Annotated in this window: 17 protein-coding genes; 7 read left to right on the forward strand and 10 right to left on the reverse strand. The window is 61.9% G+C overall.

What is annotated here, in order from left to right; genetic code table 11:
- Positions 1-38 precede the first annotated feature (38 nt).
- The 3 genes from cgtA to rplU form a co-directional block, all read right to left on the reverse strand.
- Positions 39-1,262: an Obg family GTPase CgtA gene (gene cgtA / locus CCOS864_RS24390; RefSeq protein WP_115088776.1), complete on the reverse strand. Its 1,224-nt coding sequence runs from the start codon at positions 1,260-1,262 to the stop codon at positions 39-41.
- A gap of 192 nt (positions 1,263-1,454) precedes the next feature.
- The gene (gene rpmA / locus CCOS864_RS24395; protein WP_010225698.1) at positions 1,455-1,712 is read right to left on the reverse strand and encodes a 50S ribosomal protein L27; all 258 of its coding nucleotides are present in this window, start codon (positions 1,710-1,712) and stop codon (positions 1,455-1,457) included.
- A 31-nt stretch (positions 1,713-1,743) separates the two neighbouring features.
- Entirely contained in the window at positions 1,744-2,055 is a 312-nt protein-coding gene (gene rplU / locus CCOS864_RS24400) for a 50S ribosomal protein L21 (RefSeq protein ID WP_010225695.1), read from the reverse strand.
- 252 nt (positions 2,056-2,307) lie between these two features.
- Between rplU and CCOS864_RS24405 the strand changes: the two genes are divergently transcribed.
- The 3 genes from CCOS864_RS24405 to CCOS864_RS24415 all read left to right on the forward strand — a co-directional run bounded on the left by CCOS864_RS24405 (position 2,308) and on the right by CCOS864_RS24415 (position 4,092).
- Positions 2,308-3,276 (forward strand): polyprenyl synthetase family protein, encoded by a 969-nt coding sequence (locus CCOS864_RS24405; RefSeq protein ID WP_010225693.1) that lies wholly within the window; start codon positions 2,308-2,310, stop codon positions 3,274-3,276.
- 100 nt (positions 3,277-3,376) lie between these two features.
- Positions 3,377-3,718 (forward strand): zinc ribbon domain-containing protein YjdM, encoded by a 342-nt coding sequence (locus tag CCOS864_RS24410; RefSeq protein WP_095162336.1) that lies wholly within the window; start codon positions 3,377-3,379, stop codon positions 3,716-3,718.
- A gap of 125 nt (positions 3,719-3,843) precedes the next feature.
- A complete protein-coding gene (locus CCOS864_RS24415; RefSeq protein ID WP_038997219.1) occupies positions 3,844-4,092 on the forward strand; it encodes a PA4570 family protein in 249 nt (82 codons plus the stop codon).
- A 104-nt stretch (positions 4,093-4,196) separates the two neighbouring features.
- Here the strand turns inward: CCOS864_RS24415 and CCOS864_RS24420 are convergent, their stop codons facing one another.
- The 5 genes from CCOS864_RS24420 to CCOS864_RS24440 form a co-directional block, all read right to left on the reverse strand.
- Positions 4,197-4,814, reverse strand: coding sequence for a BamJ family beta-barrel-assembly machinery protein (locus tag CCOS864_RS24420; RefSeq protein WP_115088777.1), 618 nt, complete (start codon positions 4,812-4,814; stop codon positions 4,197-4,199).
- Positions 4,815-4,900: 86 nt separating this feature from the next.
- A complete protein-coding gene (locus CCOS864_RS24425; RefSeq protein ID WP_115088778.1) occupies positions 4,901-5,206 on the reverse strand; it encodes a DUF6482 family protein in 306 nt (101 codons plus the stop codon).
- 133 nt (positions 5,207-5,339) lie between these two features.
- Positions 5,340-5,828 carry a TIGR00645 family protein gene (locus CCOS864_RS24430; RefSeq protein WP_038997223.1) on the reverse strand — a complete coding sequence of 163 codons (489 nt, stop codon included), beginning with the start codon at positions 5,826-5,828 and terminating at the stop codon, positions 5,340-5,342.
- A 100-nt stretch (positions 5,829-5,928) separates the two neighbouring features.
- Positions 5,929-6,270 carry a PA4575 family protein gene (locus CCOS864_RS24435; protein ID WP_010226382.1) on the reverse strand — a complete coding sequence of 114 codons (342 nt, stop codon included), beginning with the start codon at positions 6,268-6,270 and terminating at the stop codon, positions 5,929-5,931.
- A gap of 173 nt (positions 6,271-6,443) precedes the next feature.
- On the reverse strand, positions 6,444-8,882 hold the full coding sequence (locus CCOS864_RS24440; protein ID WP_115088779.1) for a Lon protease family protein: 2,439 nt from the start codon (positions 8,880-8,882) through the stop codon (positions 6,444-6,446).
- A gap of 277 nt (positions 8,883-9,159) precedes the next feature.
- Between CCOS864_RS24440 and CCOS864_RS24445 the strand changes: the two genes are divergently transcribed.
- The 4 genes from CCOS864_RS24445 (at position 9,160) to CCOS864_RS24460 (ending at position 12,684) form a co-directional block, all read left to right on the forward strand.
- Positions 9,160-9,648 (forward strand): DUF3015 domain-containing protein, encoded by a 489-nt coding sequence (locus CCOS864_RS24445; RefSeq protein WP_010226385.1) that lies wholly within the window; start codon positions 9,160-9,162, stop codon positions 9,646-9,648.
- 77 nt (positions 9,649-9,725) lie between these two features.
- Positions 9,726-11,579 carry a DUF7840 domain-containing protein gene (locus CCOS864_RS24450; protein ID WP_115088780.1) on the forward strand — a complete coding sequence of 618 codons (1,854 nt, stop codon included), beginning with the start codon at positions 9,726-9,728 and terminating at the stop codon, positions 11,577-11,579.
- Positions 11,580-11,763: 184 nt separating this feature from the next.
- Entirely contained in the window at positions 11,764-12,120 is a 357-nt protein-coding gene (locus CCOS864_RS24455; RefSeq protein WP_115088781.1) for a hypothetical protein, read from the forward strand.
- A 66-nt stretch (positions 12,121-12,186) separates the two neighbouring features.
- Positions 12,187-12,684, forward strand: a complete 498-nt coding sequence (locus CCOS864_RS24460) for a GreA/GreB family elongation factor (RefSeq protein WP_115088782.1) — start codon at positions 12,187-12,189, stop codon at positions 12,682-12,684.
- Here the strand turns inward: CCOS864_RS24460 and gdhA are convergent.
- Both gdhA and ettA read right to left on the reverse strand, forming a co-directional pair.
- Positions 12,681-14,018, reverse strand: a complete 1,338-nt coding sequence (gdhA, locus tag CCOS864_RS24465; RefSeq protein WP_115088783.1) for an NADP-specific glutamate dehydrogenase — start codon at positions 14,016-14,018, stop codon at positions 12,681-12,683. The two genes, CCOS864_RS24460 and gdhA, sit on opposite strands and share 4 nt — an antisense overlap.
- A gap of 231 nt (positions 14,019-14,249) precedes the next feature.
- The gene (gene ettA / locus CCOS864_RS24470; protein ID WP_115088784.1) at positions 14,250-15,914 is read right to left on the reverse strand and encodes an energy-dependent translational throttle protein EttA; all 1,665 of its coding nucleotides are present in this window, start codon (positions 15,912-15,914) and stop codon (positions 14,250-14,252) included.
- Between the last annotated feature and the right edge of the window lie 185 nt (positions 15,915-16,099).

Here is a 16,099-nt window from a genome sequence, read left to right on the forward strand (position 1 = left end):
GCCGCTCCTGAGAGCGGCGTTTAGTGTACTGCAACGAATCAGTCGCGCACGTAAATGATTTCCGGGCCGTCTTCGTCGTCCTCATCATCCCAGTCGTCATCGTCGTCGCCGATGTCGTGCACGCTCTTGACGCCGCTGCGGCGCAGGGCGCGGGCGTCGTCCAGGGCCTGCAGCTGGGCACGGGCTTCGTCTTCGATGCGCTGATCCAGGTCAGCCAGTTCTTCGGCGTAGGCCGGGTCGTTGGCCAGGCGGTCGGCGCGATCTTCGAGGTAGCGCATGATGTCGCGGCTGAGCTGCTCGGTACCCTGCTTGGAGATGGCCGAGATCACATAAACCGGACCTTCCCACTGCAGACGCTCGACCACTTCCTTGACCCGCTCGTCACGCTCGTCGTCCATCAGCATGTCAGTCTTGTTCAGCACCAGCCAGCGGTCACGCTCGGCCAGCGACGGGCTGAACTGGGTCAGCTCGTTGACAATGACTTCGGCGGCATCGGCGCTGCTGCTCTCATCCAGCGGCGCAAGGTCGACGAGGTGCAGCAGCAGGCGGGTACGCGCCAGGTGCTTGAGGAAGCGGATACCCAGGCCGGCACCGTCGGAGGCGCCTTCGATCAGGCCGGGAATGTCGGCGATGACGAAGCTCTTCCAGCGGTCGACACTGACCACACCCAGGTTCGGCACCAGGGTGGTGAACGGGTAGTCGGCGACTTTCGGCTTGGCGGCCGATACCGAGCGGATGAAGGTGCTCTTGCCGGCGTTTGGCAAGCCCAGCAGGCCGACGTCAGCCAGTACTTTCATTTCCAGCTTCAGATCACGCTGCTCACCCGGTTTGCCCGGGGTGGTCTGGCGTGGCGCACGGTTGGTACTGGATTTGAAACGGGTGTTGCCCAGGCCGTGCCAGCCGCCCTGGACCACCATCAGCTTCTGGCCTGGCTTGACCAGGTCGCCGATGACTTCCTGGGTGGCCGAGTCGATCACCGTGGTGCCGACCGGCACGCGCAGGATCAGGTCGTCGCCCTTCTTGCCGGTGCAGTCGGTGCTGCCGCCGTTGGAGCCGCGCTGGGCCTCGAAATGACGGGTGTAACGGTAATCGACCAGGGTGTTGAGGTTGTCGTCGGCAACCATGTACACGGAGCCGCCGTCGCCACCGTCACCGCCGTTGGGACCACCGTTCTCGATGAATTTTTCGCGGCGGAAGCTCATGCAACCGTTACCGCCATCACCGGCTTTGACCCGGATCGATACTTCGTCAACAAACTTCATAAAAACCGCCTCTCGTCAGCTGGACGAGCTGAGTGACACAAAGACATAAGGCTCTTGCAAAAGTGAGCGCGGCGGCCCCGTCACGACAGTAACAACCCACGCCGGCAGCCCATACAAACAGCTTTGCAAGAGACTCACCCCACAAACGAAAAAGCCCCGTCGCGAGACAGGGCTTTTCCAGCGTTCGCGCGATTACTCGGCGACAACGCTCACGTAACGACGACCGAAGGCGCCTTTTACTTCGAACTTGATCTTACCCGCGATCTTGGCGAACAGGGTGTGATCCTTGCCCATGCCAACGCCGTAGCCAGCGTGGAATTGGGTGCCGCGCTGACGCACGATGATGTTGCCAGGAATGATAGCCTGGCCGCCATACATCTTCACGCCAAGGCGTTTGGCTTCTGAGTCGCGACCGTTACGGGTACTACCACCAGCTTTTTTGTGTGCCATGGTTCAATTCTCCAGAAATGGATTCAGGCGATTACGCCGAAATACCGGTGATCTTGATTTCGGTGAACCACTGGCGGTGGCCCATACGCTTCATGTGGTGCTTACGGCGGCGGAACTTGATGATGCGAACTTTGTCGTGACGACCTTGGGAGATCACTTCAGCGACAACCTTGGCACCAGCAACGACTGGAGCGCCGATGTTCACGTCGTCGCCATTGGCAACCAACAGAACGCGGTCGAAAGTCACGGATTCGCCAGTGGCGATTTCCAGTTTTTCGATTTTCAGGTATTCACCTTCGGCGACTTTGTACTGCTTGCCACCGGTAACAATTACTGCGTACATGGGTATTTCTCCGATAATCCTGCTCACCCAGCTCTTTATAGGAAGAGTATTGGCTGGCATGGCTGCATAGGGCTGGAACGGCCCAGTGCAATTGCGTAAGGCAGGTGCTGCCCAGGAAGTTCAGGGTGCGCGATTGTACGCAAGCCCCGCTTTGCTTGCAAGTCCCACCCCCGGCCCGCAGGCAGCGCGCCTTGACACGCCGGGACCCGCGACCTAGCATGCCGCGCAACCTTTATGGAGCACCTGTGGCCGATGCAACCCCAAGCTTTCTACCGTGCGGTAGCGGACGACTTCAGCGCCGTTGACGAGATCATCAAGAAACAGCTGACTTCGCGTGTACCGCTGGTATCGAAAATCGGCGACTACATTACCTCGGCCGGCGGCAAGCGCCTGCGCCCGCTGCTGGTACTGCTGTGCGGCAAGGCCCTGGGCCGCGAAGGCGACGACCTGCGCCTGCTGGCCGCCACCATCGAGTTCCTGCACACCGCCACCCTGCTGCATGACGACGTCGTCGACATGTCCGGCATGCGCCGTGGCCGCTCGACCGCCAACGCCCTGTGGGGCAACGCGCCGAGCGTGCTGGTCGGTGACTTCCTGTACTCGCGCTCGTTCGAGATGATGGTCGAACTGGGCTCGATGCCGGTCATGCAGATTCTCTCCAAGGCCACCCGGGTGATCGCTGAAGGCGAAGTCCTGCAACTGTCCAAGGTCCGCGACGCCAGCACCACCGAAGAAGTCTACATGGACGTCATCCGCGGCAAGACCGCGATGCTGTTCGAGGCTTCGACCCACAGCGCCGCGGCCCTGGCCCAGGCCTCCGAGGAGCAGAGCGAAGCCCTGCGCACCTTCGGTGACCACCTGGGCGTGGCCTTCCAGCTGGTCGACGACCTGCTCGACTACAAGGGCGACGCGCAGACCCTGGGCAAGAACGTCGGTGACGACCTGGCCGAAGGCAAGCCGACCCTGCCGCTGATCTACACCATGCGCGAAGGCACCGCCGAACAGGCCGCGCTGGTACGTCAGGCGATCCAGAAAGGCGGCATCGAAGACCTCGAGAGCATCCGCGCAGCCGTTGAGGCGTCCGGTTCGCTGGACTACACCGCCAAGCTGGCCCGCGACTACGTGGCCCGCGCCATCGCCTGCCTGGACGTGCTGCCAGCCAGCGAGTACCGCGATGCGCTGGTCGAGCTCAGCGAATTCGCCGTCGCCCGCACGCACTGATCCCCTGCTCCGGCCCATCGCTCGATGGGCCCGATTAGCCTCAGACGGTCAAAACCCTATACAATGTAGGTTTTGTACCTGTACGTCTTGAGGAACCTTAGTGAGCACTTTGCCACCCTGCCCCAAATGCAACTCCGAATACACCTACGAAGACGGCGCCCAGCTGATCTGCCCCGAGTGCGCCCACGAGTGGTCGGCTGCCGGTGAAGCCGAAGCGGCCAGCGACGAAACGGTGAAAAAGGATGCAGTGGGCAACGTCCTGCAGGACGGCGACACCATCACCGTGATCAAGGACCTCAAGGTCAAGGGCACCTCGCTGGTGGTCAAGGTCGGCACCAAGGTCAAGAACATCCGCCTGTGCGATGGCGACCACGATATCGACTGCAAGATCGACGGCATCGGCCCGATGAAGCTGAAATCGGAATTCGTCCGCAAGGTCTGATTCTGGTGGGTTTCGGGGCCGCCCTGCGGCCTCGACAGCCCACAGCCGGGAAAAAACCGCCAATAGGCACTTGCTATTTTGATAATAAGAATTATTCTCATTGAACGCTTTCAAGGAGAATAGCCATGACTTATCTGATAGACGCCTGGCTTGACCGCCCCCATCCATACCTGCGCATCCTGCACCGGGAAACCGGCGAGGTCTGTGCCGTGCTTGAAGAAGAAGCACTGGACGAACTGCGCGACCAGGGTGACCTGGATCTCAATGGCCTGAATTCGAGTGAGCCGAGTGTGCTCAAGGAACTGGTGAGGAACCTGTTCCTGTTCTGCTATGCGCGGGCGTTGCGCCCTGGCGGTGGGACCGATTGGAACTGAACAGCATCGCGGGGCAAGCCCGGCTCCCACAACGGACCGGTGTGAACCAACCCTGTGGGAGCTGGCCTTGCCAGCGATGAGGGCCGAAAGGCCCTCTGACGTTCTTACAGAACGTCCAGCAGCTCGACGTCGAACACCAGCACGCTGTGCGGCGGGATGCTGCCAACGCCCTGAGCGCCGTAAGCCAGCTCGCTCGGAACGTACAGGCGCCATTTGCTGCCGGCATTCATCAGTTGCAGGGCTTCGGTCCAGCCGGCGATCACGCCGCTGACCGGGAACTCGGCTGGTTGGCCGCGCTCGTAGGAGCTGTCGAACACGGTGCCGTCGATCAGGGTGCCGTGGTAGTGGGTACGCACGCTGTCGTCGCGGCTTGGCTTGGCGCCTTCACCTGCGGTCAGCACTTCGAACTGCAGGCCCGAAGCCAGGGAGGTGATGCCGTCACGCTTGGCGTTTTCAGCCAGGAAGGCCTTGCCTTCGCCAGCGGCCGCTTCGGCCTTGGCAGCCGCTTCGGCCTGCATGATTTCGCGGATGACCTTGAAGCTGGCCGACAAGTCGGCTTCGCTGACGCGGCTTTCCTTGCCGTCGAAGGCATCGGTCAGGCCGGCCAGGATGGCGTCCAGGCTTACGCCTGGTGGCGGGTTGTCACGCAGTTGGCCACCCAGCTGACGGCCGATGCCGTAGCTGACGCGAGTTTCGTCGGTAGACAGGTTGAGTTCGGACATTTGCTTGCTCCGCTGCAGGGCGCATGACAGCCGCGCCCTTTATGAAAAGGGCGAGCAGCCTAGCACACTGCGCTGGCGCAGATCAGCTACCAGGCAGAACGGCGTGGCATCGGTATTTTCAGGTCGCTGTCACCGGCATCGCCGCCGCCACACATCTCGTCGTCCATCGACCAGTGCACCAGGTGCAGCGGCACAGCGGGCAAGCCTTCAAGCAGGCGTTGCGCATCGACCACCGAATGCACTTGCAGACGCTTGCCGAGCTTATCCACTAACGGATGCGCATGGCCTTTTACCCGGGCCTCAATCAAAAAGTCACCACCTTCGATGGCGATCAGATTGAGCTCTTCGACATGACCGGCCCTGGCCTCGGTGCTCAGTTGTTGAAGGTTCATTGCGATACCTCATTACTGGAACTTCGAGTGACCGTTCATTTTTTGTACAGCTGTGTACAAAGCACAAGGCAAAAACGCAACCGCCCGTCCGTTTTGCAACGGACGGGCGGTTGTTGACCGGCTCAACGCCTGATCAGTGCTTGGTGACCTTGTCCAGGTAACCCATGGCAAAGGCCGAGACCACAAAGGTCATGTGGATGATCACGTACCACATCAGGTACTGGGTCTCGATGTTGCGCGCGTCCATGAACACCCGCAGCAGGTGGATCGAGGAAATCGCCACGATCGAGGCAGCGACCTTCATCTTCAGCGAAGACGAGTCCATCTTGCCCAGCCAGCTGAGTTTTTCCTTGTCTTCGTCGATGTCCAGTTGCGAGACGAAGTTCTCGTAACCGGAAATCATCACCATCACCAGCAAGCCGCCAACCAGGGCCATGTCGATCAGCGACAGCAGCACCAGGATCAGGTCGGCTTCAGCCAGGGCGAAGACGTTGGGCAGGACGTGGAAGATCTCCTGGAAGAACTTCAGTGCCAGCGCCAGCAGGCCCAACGACAGACCAAAATAGATCGGCGCGAGCAGCCAGCGCGAGGCATACATCGCATTTTCGATAATACGTTCCATTGAAAACTCGTCAGGTTGGCAAAAAAGCGAGCGCGAGTATAACAGCCACCCATGACAGAAAAAGCCCGTGGCACGCTGCCACAGGCGTGGCGCAGGCGTCTCAGGTTTCCGGATGGAACTGGAAGTCGCCGACGTGATGGACGCGTTCGCCGTTGATCCGGCGCAGTTGGGCTTGCAGGTGCACGCACCAGATCTGCGGATCGTCGGCCAGCTGATAACCGTGCAGAGTCAGGCTGTCGACAATGGCGTTGAGTACCGATTCGGCCACGAACGGCCCGTGAAACGGCCCCTGGGCCTTGATCGCAGAAGGCTGCTCGCCAGCCATGCCGGCGGCAAACAGCAGGGTCCACATGCCGTTGTCACCGGCCAGTGGGCGGATACTGCATTCAATGCGGGTCACCAGGCCCAGGCATTGACGGGTGAGGCTGAGGCTGCGCGGCATGGCGAAGGTCCTCGGTAAACCCTTGTTCAGCCCTCAGGTGAAGGCTGTCTCATTCCTGTACCTACGACTGTCCCTGAACTGAAGAATAGAAGAATTCCGCCCATGCGTGGAAAAACCGGCGCCGAATGGTCATGTTCCATTTAGCGCCGTTTTTTTGACTCGTACCACTCAAATCAGGACGGTTTGACCTGGGCCAGGGCCTGTTCGGCCTGCTCCTTTTCTGCCTCCTTGAGGTCCTCTTCGCTGATCATCTCGGCGATTACCCGCAAGCGCTCCACCACCCGGGCGTTGACGCTGCCTTCAGGGAACTGGCCCTCTTCATCCGGCTCACCGGCAGGCTCACCGACCAGCAGGCTCAAGGCCTCGTCGGCCTGGCTCACTGCGTAGACGTGAAACATGCCGGCGCGCACCGCCTGCAGCACCCGCTCATCGAGCATCAAAGTGGCGACGTTGGCGCGCGGGATGATTGCCCCCTGCTCGCCGGTCAGGCCACGAGCTTCGCACAGGCGGAAGAAGCCTTCGATCTTCTCGTTGACCCCACCCACTGCCTGCACTTCACCGAACTGGTTGATCGAGCCGGTGATGGCGAAGCACTGCTTGAGCGGGGTTTTCGACAAGGCCGAGATCAGCGTGCAAGCCTCGCCCAGCGACGCACTGTCACCGTCGACATAACCGTAGGACTGCTCCAGGGCGATACTCGCCGAGATCGCCAGGGGGAATTCCTGGGCATAACGGCTGCCCAGGTAACCGGTGAGGATCATCACCCCCTTGGAGTGGATCGGCTGGCCGAGGTTGACCTCGCGCTCGATGTCGACGATGCCGCTGCCACCCGGGTAGACCGTGGCGGAAATCCGCGCCGGTATACCGAAAGCCGAATCGCCGACTTCGAGCACGGTCAGGCCGTTGCACTTGCCCACCGCGGCGCCGTCGGTGTCGATCAGGATGATGCCGGCCAGCATGTCGTCGAGAATCCGCGCCGACACCCGACCGGTACGGGTGGCCTTGGCCTTGAGGGCGCGCTCGATATGCCCGGCGTCGGTCATTTCGTCGTTGGCCAGGTGGCGGATGAAGTCCGCCTCGCTGACCAGCTGGAACAGGTCGCCGATGCGCGCCGACAAACGCCCCTGGTGCTCGGCCAGGCGCGCACTGTAGGTGGCCAGGCGCGCCACCGCATCGGCGCTCAGCGGCGCCATGCCCTCCTCGCTGGTGCGGGTCTTGAGCAACTGGGCGAACTGCTCCAGGCTCTCGTCGACCATGGGGATGTCTTCGTCGAAGTCGACCAGCACCCGGAACATCTCCTGGAAGTCCGGATCGTGATCCTGCAGGGCGTAGTACAACTGCCGTGCGCCGATGATCACCACCTTGATGTTCAGCGGGATCATCTGCGGGTTGAGGGTGACGGTGGCCAGGCGGCCGAACTCGCCCAGCGGCGACTCCATCTTCAGCTTGCGTGACTGCAAGGCGCGCTTGAGGGCGTCCCAGACAAACGGCTCGCTGAGCATCTTCTCGGCTTCGAGGATCAGGAAACCGCCGTTGGCCCGGTGCAGGGCACCCGGGCGCAGTTGCCGGTAGGTGGTGTAAAGCGCGCCCTGGTCGGTGCTGTATTCGATACGGCCGAACAGGTTGTCGTAGGTCGGGTGCGGCTCGAACACCACCGGCGCGCCGCCGCTGACGTGATGGCCGACCACCAGGCTTGGCGCGTACTGCTCTTCAAGCAGCTTGCGCGCCTGGGCGTCGGTCTTGCTGTCATCGACCAGCTGTTCGACCACGGTGCGCAGCAGGTAGACCTGCATGGCCTGCAGATAAGCGCAGACGGCGGCGTTTTCTGCGTACTTTTCAGACAGCGGCGCCAGCAATGGCTGCAAGGCCAGGGTGATGGTTTCTTCGTTGAGGTGGCGTAGCTGGTTGCTCGATTCACGCTTCCATTGCGGCAGGCTCGCCAGCTCTTCGTTGAGGCGCTCTTCCAAGACGGCGATATCGTCGTGAAAACGCTCCCGCTCGGCTTCCGGCAACTGGGCGAATTCGGCTTCATCCAGCGCCTTGCCGTCGGCCATCGGGGTGAAGGCGACATTGCTGCTGTCGCGGTACAGGGCCACGTCCTTTTCCAGCGAAGCGCGCTCGATCACATCCAGGGCGCGGTCGTAACGCTGGTTGAAGGCGCGGTCGATGGCGCTCTTCTTCTGCTGGTAGGACGGGTGCTCGAAGACCGCTGGAAAGGTTGCCAGCAGGTTGTCGATCAGACCGCCGATGTCGCTGATGAACGCCCCGGCGCTGCCCGGTGGCAACTCCAGCGCGCGCGGCTCGCGTGGCTCGTCGTAGTTGTTGACATAGACCCAGTCCGACGGCGTTTGCAGGCGCTTGCCTTCGGCCTTGAGGTAGCGTTTGACGAACGAGAAGCGGCCAGTACCGGGCTCGCCCATGACGAATACGTTGTACCCAGGACGCGGCATGGCGACGCCGAACTGCAAGGCTTCGACCGCACGTTCCTGGCCAAGCACACCGCGAAAAGGCTCCAGATCATTGGTGGTGGAAAAAGCGAACTGTTCAGCGGAAAACGGCCGGGTCAGGGCTTCGGGCGCAAGACGCAGGCTCGCAGCGACAGGATCGGGCATCGGGCTTCCTTACTTCGGCGGGGCGGATGTCAGCATTCTGGCGCCGTGCGCGTGCGCCTTGCAAGGCTCATCGCTGCTAATTGTCGCAGGGGCGAAAAGCCGATCTACGTCAATATTTTCAGGCAATCTTTCGCAATAAATCACGGAACCGTTAGATCGTGCCTAAACTCCAAACTGCGCGGCTGGGTAAATAACCGACCCGCCCTGGCAACTGGTCCTACAGATATGCCAGACAACCCTGACCTTTGGTATGTAATTCTAGAAAGAGAACAATGCTATGAAACGGATTCTTCTGGGTACTCTGTTCACCGCGGTCTCACTCAATGCCATGGCCCAGGCGCCTGGCGGACCGGACTGCGGCTGGGGCAACATGCTGTTCGAGGGCCAACGCGGCACACCGGCCCACTTCCTTGCGTCCACCACCAACGGCACGTCCGGTAACGCCACTTTCGGCATGACCTCGGGCACCAACGGCTGCTCGACCAACTCTGCGCTGACCTATGGCGGTAAATCATGGTTCGCCATGAACGGCATGATGAACGAACTCTCCGAAGACATGGCCAAGGGTCAAGGTGAAGCACTGACCACCTATGCCGTGGTGCTTGGCGTCGCCCCGGAAGATCGCGCGCACTTTGCCGCGGTTACCCATCAACACTTCCAGGACATCTTCAAGACCGCCGACGTAACGGCTGAAGACGTGCACAGCAACACCCTCGCGGTGCTGAAAAGCGATCCGCGCCTGGCCAAATACGCCACCCAGGCTTAAGCTCGGCCCACCCGCCCCGTCACCGGGGCGGGTTGTTGTCCGCCTCTATCGGCATCATTCAGACTTAGTTGCCCGACATGCTCAAACGCCTTGCCTACCTGGCGCTCTGTGCCTGCGCCCCGCTGCATGCTGCCCCTTCATTCGATGACGCACGCCTGAAGCAACTGGCGGCCGACCGCTACTGGATCGCCCTCGGTCATTACGAGACGGCCAAGCTTGGCGGCTGGCGCAGCTACGTCGACGACCAGCGCTTCTTTCTCGCCGAAGACGGCGCCCATCACCCGGACCAGGAACTGCGCGCCACCGTCAACGCGCTGTACGCACCGGCGAGCCTCGGCGACAAACACGCCCAGTGCGTGTTCCCGGCGCGTACCCGCTGGCTGCGCGAGCAGTTGCAGCTGACCGACCTGCCGAGCCCGGACTGCAAGGAATACAGCCAGTGGTTCAAGGACGTCTCGCCGCACAGTGCGGTGATGATCTTCCCGGCCGCCTACCTGAACAGCCCGTCGTCGATGTTCGGCCACACCTTGTTGCGGATCGACCAGGCCGATGTGCAGAGCAACGAAACCGCCCTGCTCAGCTACGCAATCAACTTCGGCGCGTACATCGAAGGCAGCGACAACAGCATCCTCTACGCCTGGAAAGGCCTGATGGGCGGCTATCCGGGCCTGTTCGCCCTGGTGCCCTACCAGGAAAAGCTCTCCGAGTACCGCAGCCTGGAAAACCGCGACCTGTGGGAATACCGACTGAACCTGACCCCGGAAGAAACCGGGCGCATGGTCGAGCATGTCTGGGAACTCAAGCAGATCCAGTTCGACTACTTCTTCTTCGACGAAAACTGCTCCTACCGCCTGCTCGAACTGTTGCAGGTGGCGCGCCCGAGCCTGGACCTGACGTCGCAATTCCCGTTGACCGCAATCCCCACCGACACCGTCAAGGCGGTCAAGCAGTCCGGCCTGGTCGAGCGCATCGACTATCGGCCGTCACGCGAACGTGAACTGCTGGAGCGGGCCAAGCCGCTGGATGCCAGCGAGCAACAGCAAGTGCTGGCGGTCAGTGCCGACACCGCACAACTGCAAAGCCCAGCGTTCACCGCCCTGCCCCGCGAGCGCCAGGCCCTGGTGCAGGACGCCGCCTATCGCCTGGAACGTTACCGGGCCAACGGCCAGGAGCGTGATCCGGCACGCACCCAACGCAGCTTCGAGCTGCTGCGGGCAATCAACCGCAACCCGCCGCCGGAGCTTGAAATCGAGCGCCCGGGGCTGCCTGAAGATGGCCATCAGTCGCGCACCTGGCAGTTGGGCCTGGGCAGCCGCGATGATCGCGCCTATGCCGAGTATGGCCTGCGCATGGCCTATCACGACCTCAACGACAATGCCTACGGCTTCCCCCTCGGCGCACAGATCGAGATCCTTCAGCTCAAGCTGCGCCAGTACGAAGGCAACGACTGGCAGGTGCAACGCCTGGACCTGGCCACCATTCGCTCGTTGACCCCGCGCAATGCCCTGCTGCAACCCTGGTCGTGGCAGGTCGCCGGGGGGCTTGAGCGAGTGCTGGGCAAGCATGGCGATGAGGTGCTGGTCAGCCACGTCAACGGCGGTGCCGGCGGTACCTGGCAGCTGGCCGATGACCTGCTTGGCTTTGCCCTGGGCACAGTGCGGGTCGAGCACAACAATGACTTCGCCGGCTTCATTGCCCCGGCAGCGGGCTTCAATACCGGGCTGCTGTGGCGCAATCCACTGGGCAACCTGAGTGTCGAGGCCAAGGCCGACTACTTCACCAATGGCGAGGTGCGTCGTAGCCTGAGTTTGAACCAGCAGTGGGAGCTGTCCCGTGACCTGGGCCTGCGGCTCAGTGCCAGCCGCGACTTCAGCAAGTTGGCGTCGGCGCAGAACGAGGTGATGCTGGAGCTTAAGTGGTACCAGTATTAGCAAGGCTGCGCCTTGCATCGCTGGCAAAGCCAGCTCCCACAGGTCAGGTGTACACAGTCCAGTGTGGGAGCCGGCCTTGCCGGCGATGGGCTGCGCAGCAGCCCCAATACCCTGATCACATCCTTTTGACACGCCACCAACAATTCCCCACCTAGACTTTCCCTGGCAAGCGGAGAGTCTGAACATGCGGCGGTATTGGCTGGTAGTAGCGCTAATGGGTGTACTTGCGGGTTGCCAGACAACCCACGAGCAACTGATCAATCAGGGTTATCCACCGGCCTACGCCGATGGTTTCCAGGACGGTTGCAGCAGCGGCCGCCAGGCCGCCGGGGTGATGGCCGGGGATTTTCGCAAGGACGTACCGCGTTACCTGCACAACCGCCAGTATGAGTCCGGCTGGGACGATGGCTTTCGCCAGTGCCACGCCATGCAGGAGAACCAGGACCTGCAGGAATACCGCGCCCGTCACTGGGAGGATCGTGATGAGCAGTGGCAGGAAGAAAAAGATCGGGATGCCGCGCGCGCCTATCGACGCAAGTAGGTCGCAATCGGACATCCGATGCAACTGCGGGACTGTCAGCATGGTCTCCCATGAAAGGAGGCCCTCATGAGCCGAGCATTCGTCAACGAAGACCAGGCCGCCGACCAGGCCAACCAGCCGGTGGAGCGCCGGGTCAGCGAGCAACCCAACCATGTCACTGCCCGTGGCCTGACCCTGCTGCAACAACGGCTCGCCGAACTGAACAGCCTGCGCAGCGAACTCCTGAGCCAGGGCGACCAGACCGACAAGCAGCGTCTGGCCGAAACCGAACGCGACCTGCGCTACTTCAGCGCCCGGGTGCAAAGCGCCCAGGTCGTCGCGCCCGCCACTTCCCATGAAAAAGTGCAGATTGGCAGCCGGGTACGGTTCGTCGATGAGCAGGGCCGCCAGCATCAGGTGCAACTGGTCGGTGAAGACCAGGCCTATGCCGCCAGCGGCCTGATCAACTGGGGTTCACCCCTGGGCCGGGCGTTGCTGGGAGCCGCGCCCGGTGACGAGGTGCTGTGGCGACGACCGGCAGGGGATCTGTCGATCGAGATCGTCGCCATCGAACCCGAGGCTTAGACCACGCCCTGGGCCAGCATGGCGTCGGCAACCTTGACGAAGCCGGCGATGTTGGCGCCCTTGACGTAGTTGATCCGGCCGTTCTCTTCGCCGTAATGCACGCAGGCGTGGTGGATCGACTGCATGATGTTGTGCAGCTTGCTGTCCACTTCACCGGCAGTCCACAACAGGCGCATGGCGTTCTGCGACATCTCCAGGCCACTGACGGCCACGCCGCCGGCGTTGGACGCCTTGCCCGGGGCGAAGAGGATGCCGGCCTCGATGAAGATATCCACAGCCTCGAGGGTGGTCGGCATGTTGGCGCCTTCGGCCACGCAGAGGCAGCCGTTGCGCAGCAGGGTGCGGGCGTCTTCGGCGTCCAGTTCGTTCTGGGTCGCGCATGGCAGGGCGATGTCGCACGCCAGGCTCCAGGGACGCTGGCCTCTGCGGAACTCCAGGCCAAAACGCTCGGCCAGCTCGCTGATACGGCCGCGCTTGACGTTTTTCAGCTCCATCAGCGCATCCCACTGCTCGTCGGTCATGCCGGCTTCGCAGTACAGGGTGCCTTCGGAGTCGGACAGCGAAATCACCTTGCCGCCCAGGTCCATGACCTTGCGCGCGGCGTACTGGGCAACGTTGCCGGAACCGGAGATGGCCACCCGGCGCCCGTCGATGCGCAGGTCCTGACGCTTGAGCATCTCTTCGGCGAAGTACACGCAGCCGTAGCCGGTGGCCTCCGGGCGAATCAGGCTGCCGCCGTAGGTCATGCCCTTGCCGGTCAGCACCGAAGTGAACTGGTTGGCCAGGCGCTTGTACTGGCCGAACATGAAACCGATTTCGCGGGCGCCGACGCCGATGTCACCGGCCGGCACGTCGAGGTCGGCACCGATGTGGCGGTACAGCTCGCTCATGAACGCCTGACAGAAGCGCATGACCTCAGCATCGCTCTTGCCCTTCGGATCGAAGTCCGAGCCGCCCTTGCCGCCGCCCATAGGCAGCGAGGTCAGGGAGTTCTTGAACACCTGCTCGAAGGCCAGGAATTTCAGCACGCCCAAGTTTACCGAGCGGTGGAAACGCAGGCCGCCCTTGTACGGGCCGATGGCACTGCTCATCTGGATGCGGTAGCCGCGGTTGACCTGGACCTTGCCCTGGTCATCGACCCACGACACGCGGAACAGGATCGCCCGCTCCGGCTCGACCATACGCTCGAGGATACCGGCCTGCAGGTAATGCGGATTGGCTTCGAGGAACGGCCAGAGGCTGCGCAGCACCTCTTCGACGGCCTGATGGAATTCAGGCTGGGCGGGGTCGCGTTGCTTGAGGCGAGCGAGAAAATCTTCGACAGATTCGATCATGTAGACATTCACCAGATAGAGTTGGACTTATGTTTTTCCCTCGACTTTACCAAGAAGCAACCGCACCGCAACAGGGCGACATGTCGTTTTTATGAAATTAAATGGTGCATTTGTATAAGTGTATACATGTTGTAGCACATCGCGGGGCAAGCCCGCTCTTACTGGGCTGCGGTAAATTTTGGGCAAAAAAACGGGGCCCGAAGGCCCCGTTCCAGTGCAGAACCCTGAGGGTTATGCCAGTTTTTTGTGCCGTACGCGGTGCGGCTGGGCAGCAGCTTCGCCCAGGCGCTTCTTGCGATCGGCTTCGTACTCGGTGTAGTTGCCTTCGAAGAACACCGCCTGCGAATCGTCTTCGTAGGCCAGGATGTGGGTGGCCACACGGTCAAGGAACCAGCGATCGTGAGAGATCACGATGGCGGCGCCCGGGAAGTCCAGCAGGGCTTCCTCCAGCGAACGCAGGGTTTCCACGTCCAGGTCGTTGGACGGTTCGTCGAGCAGCAGGACGTTGGCGCCCTCTTTCAGGGTCAGGGCCAGGTGCAGACGGCCGCGCTCACCACCAGAGAGGTCCTTGACGAACTTCTGCTGGTCACCGCCCTTGAAGTTGAAACGGCCAACATAGGTGCGCGACGGGATCTCGTAGGTGCCGATCCGCAACTGGTCGGAACCGTCGGAAATCTGCTGGAACACGGTCTTGTTGCCGTCGAGGTCTTCACGGCTCTGGTCAACGCAGGCCAGTTGCACGGTGTCACCGATCTCGATGCTGCCCGAGTCCGGTTGTTCCTTGCCCATCAGCATGCGGAACAGGGTCGATTTACCGGCACCGTTACCGCCGATCACGCCGACGATGGCACCTTTGGGCATGGCGAACGACAGGTTGTCGATCAGCACGCGATCGCCATAACCCTTGCAGACGTTCTTGAACTCGATGACCTTGTCACCCAGGCGCGGACCTGCCGGGATGTAGATCTCGTTGGTCTCGCTGCGCTTCTGGAATTCCTGCGACTGCATTTCTTCGAAGCGTTGCAGGCGGGCCTTGGACTTGGACTGACGAGCCTTGGCGCCTTTGCGCACCCACTCCAGTTCTTCCTTCATGGCCTTCTCGTGGGCCGACTGCTGCTTGGATTCCTGGGCCAGACGATCGGACTTGGCTTCCAGCCAGCCCGAGTAGTTGCCTTCGTACGGAATACCGGCGCCGCGGTCGAGTTCGAGAATCCAGCCAGCGACGTTGTCGAGGAAGTAACGGTCGTGGGTAATGGCTACCACGGTGCCCGGGAAGTCGTGGAGGAAGTGTTCCAGCCAGGCGACGGAGTCGGCATCCAGGTGGTTGGTCGGTTCGTCGAGCAGGAGCATGTCCGGGGCCGACAGCAGCAGGCGGCACAGGGCCACACGGCGTTTTTCACCACCGGACAGGTGCTCGACCTTGGCTTCCCAGGCCGGCAGGCGCAGGGCGTCGGCGGCTACTTCCAGCTGACGCTCGAGGTTGTGGCCGTCGCTGGCCTGGAGGATGGCTTCGAGCTTGGCCTGTTCGGCGGCGAGCTTGTCGAAGTCGGCATCCGGCTCGGCGTAGGCAGCGTAGACCTCGTCCAGGCGCGCCTGGGCGTCCTTGATCACGCTGACCGCTTCCTCGACCACTTCACGCACGGTCTTGGACGGGTCCAGCTGTGGCTCCTGGGGCAGGTAGCCGATGTTCAGTTCCGGCATCGGACGGGCTTCGCCGTCGAACTCGGTGTCGACACCCGCCATGATTTTCAGCAGGGTGGATTTACCCGAGCCGTTGAGGCCGAGCACGCCGATCTTGGCGCCTGGGAAAAACGACAGGGAGATGTTCTTCAAAATTTCCCGCTTCGGCGGGACAACTTTGCCCAGCCGATGCATGGTATAGACGTATTGAGCCATGGAAAACCTAGCGTCAGAGACGAAAAAATAGAAGCGAAACAGATGAAGGGAGCCGTAGCGCCCAGGAAAGGGCCAAAGCTACCGTAATGCGCCGGGTTGGGCAAACCGCCGACGAACAGGGCTGGCACTTTGCCACGTTTGCGGGCATGCTAGCCGCCCTTCGGGCGTCCGGCTTATAGTGCGCA

The sequence above is a fragment of the Pseudomonas wadenswilerensis genome, assembly GCF_900497695.1.
GTDB lineage: Bacteria > Pseudomonadota > Gammaproteobacteria > Pseudomonadales > Pseudomonadaceae > Aquipseudomonas > Aquipseudomonas wadenswilerensis.

Excerpts from the sequence above, each read along its gene's own strand:
- cgtA (WP_115088776.1), bottom strand. The coding sequence starts at position 1,262 with ATGAAGTTTGTTGACGAAGTATCGATCCGGGTCAAAGCCGGTGATGGC.
- rpmA (WP_010225698.1), bottom strand. The coding sequence starts at position 1,712 with ATGGCACACAAAAAAGCTGGTGGTAGTACCCGTAACGGTCGCGACTCA.
- rplU (WP_010225695.1), bottom strand. The coding sequence starts at position 2,055 with ATGTACGCAGTAATTGTTACCGGTGGCAAGCAGTACAAAGTCGCCGAA.
- CCOS864_RS24405 (WP_010225693.1), top strand. The coding sequence starts at position 2,308 with ATGCAACCCCAAGCTTTCTACCGTGCGGTAGCGGACGACTTCAGCGCC.
- CCOS864_RS24415 (WP_038997219.1), top strand. The coding sequence starts at position 3,844 with ATGACTTATCTGATAGACGCCTGGCTTGACCGCCCCCATCCATACCTG.
- CCOS864_RS24420 (WP_115088777.1), bottom strand. The coding sequence starts at position 4,814 with ATGTCCGAACTCAACCTGTCTACCGACGAAACTCGCGTCAGCTACGGC.
- CCOS864_RS24425 (WP_115088778.1), bottom strand. The coding sequence starts at position 5,206 with ATGAACCTTCAACAACTGAGCACCGAGGCCAGGGCCGGTCATGTCGAA.
- CCOS864_RS24430 (WP_038997223.1), bottom strand. The coding sequence starts at position 5,828 with ATGGAACGTATTATCGAAAATGCGATGTATGCCTCGCGCTGGCTGCTC.
- CCOS864_RS24435 (WP_010226382.1), bottom strand. The coding sequence starts at position 6,270 with ATGCCGCGCAGCCTCAGCCTCACCCGTCAATGCCTGGGCCTGGTGACC.
- CCOS864_RS24440 (WP_115088779.1), bottom strand. The coding sequence starts at position 8,882 with ATGCCCGATCCTGTCGCTGCGAGCCTGCGTCTTGCGCCCGAAGCCCTG.
- CCOS864_RS24445 (WP_010226385.1), top strand. The coding sequence starts at position 9,160 with ATGAAACGGATTCTTCTGGGTACTCTGTTCACCGCGGTCTCACTCAAT.
- CCOS864_RS24450 (WP_115088780.1), top strand. The coding sequence starts at position 9,726 with ATGCTCAAACGCCTTGCCTACCTGGCGCTCTGTGCCTGCGCCCCGCTG.
- CCOS864_RS24455 (WP_115088781.1), top strand. The coding sequence starts at position 11,764 with ATGCGGCGGTATTGGCTGGTAGTAGCGCTAATGGGTGTACTTGCGGGT.
- CCOS864_RS24460 (WP_115088782.1), top strand. The coding sequence starts at position 12,187 with ATGAGCCGAGCATTCGTCAACGAAGACCAGGCCGCCGACCAGGCCAAC.
- gdhA (WP_115088783.1), bottom strand. The coding sequence starts at position 14,018 with ATGATCGAATCTGTCGAAGATTTTCTCGCTCGCCTCAAGCAACGCGAC.
- ettA (WP_115088784.1), bottom strand. The coding sequence starts at position 15,914 with ATGGCTCAATACGTCTATACCATGCATCGGCTGGGCAAAGTTGTCCCG.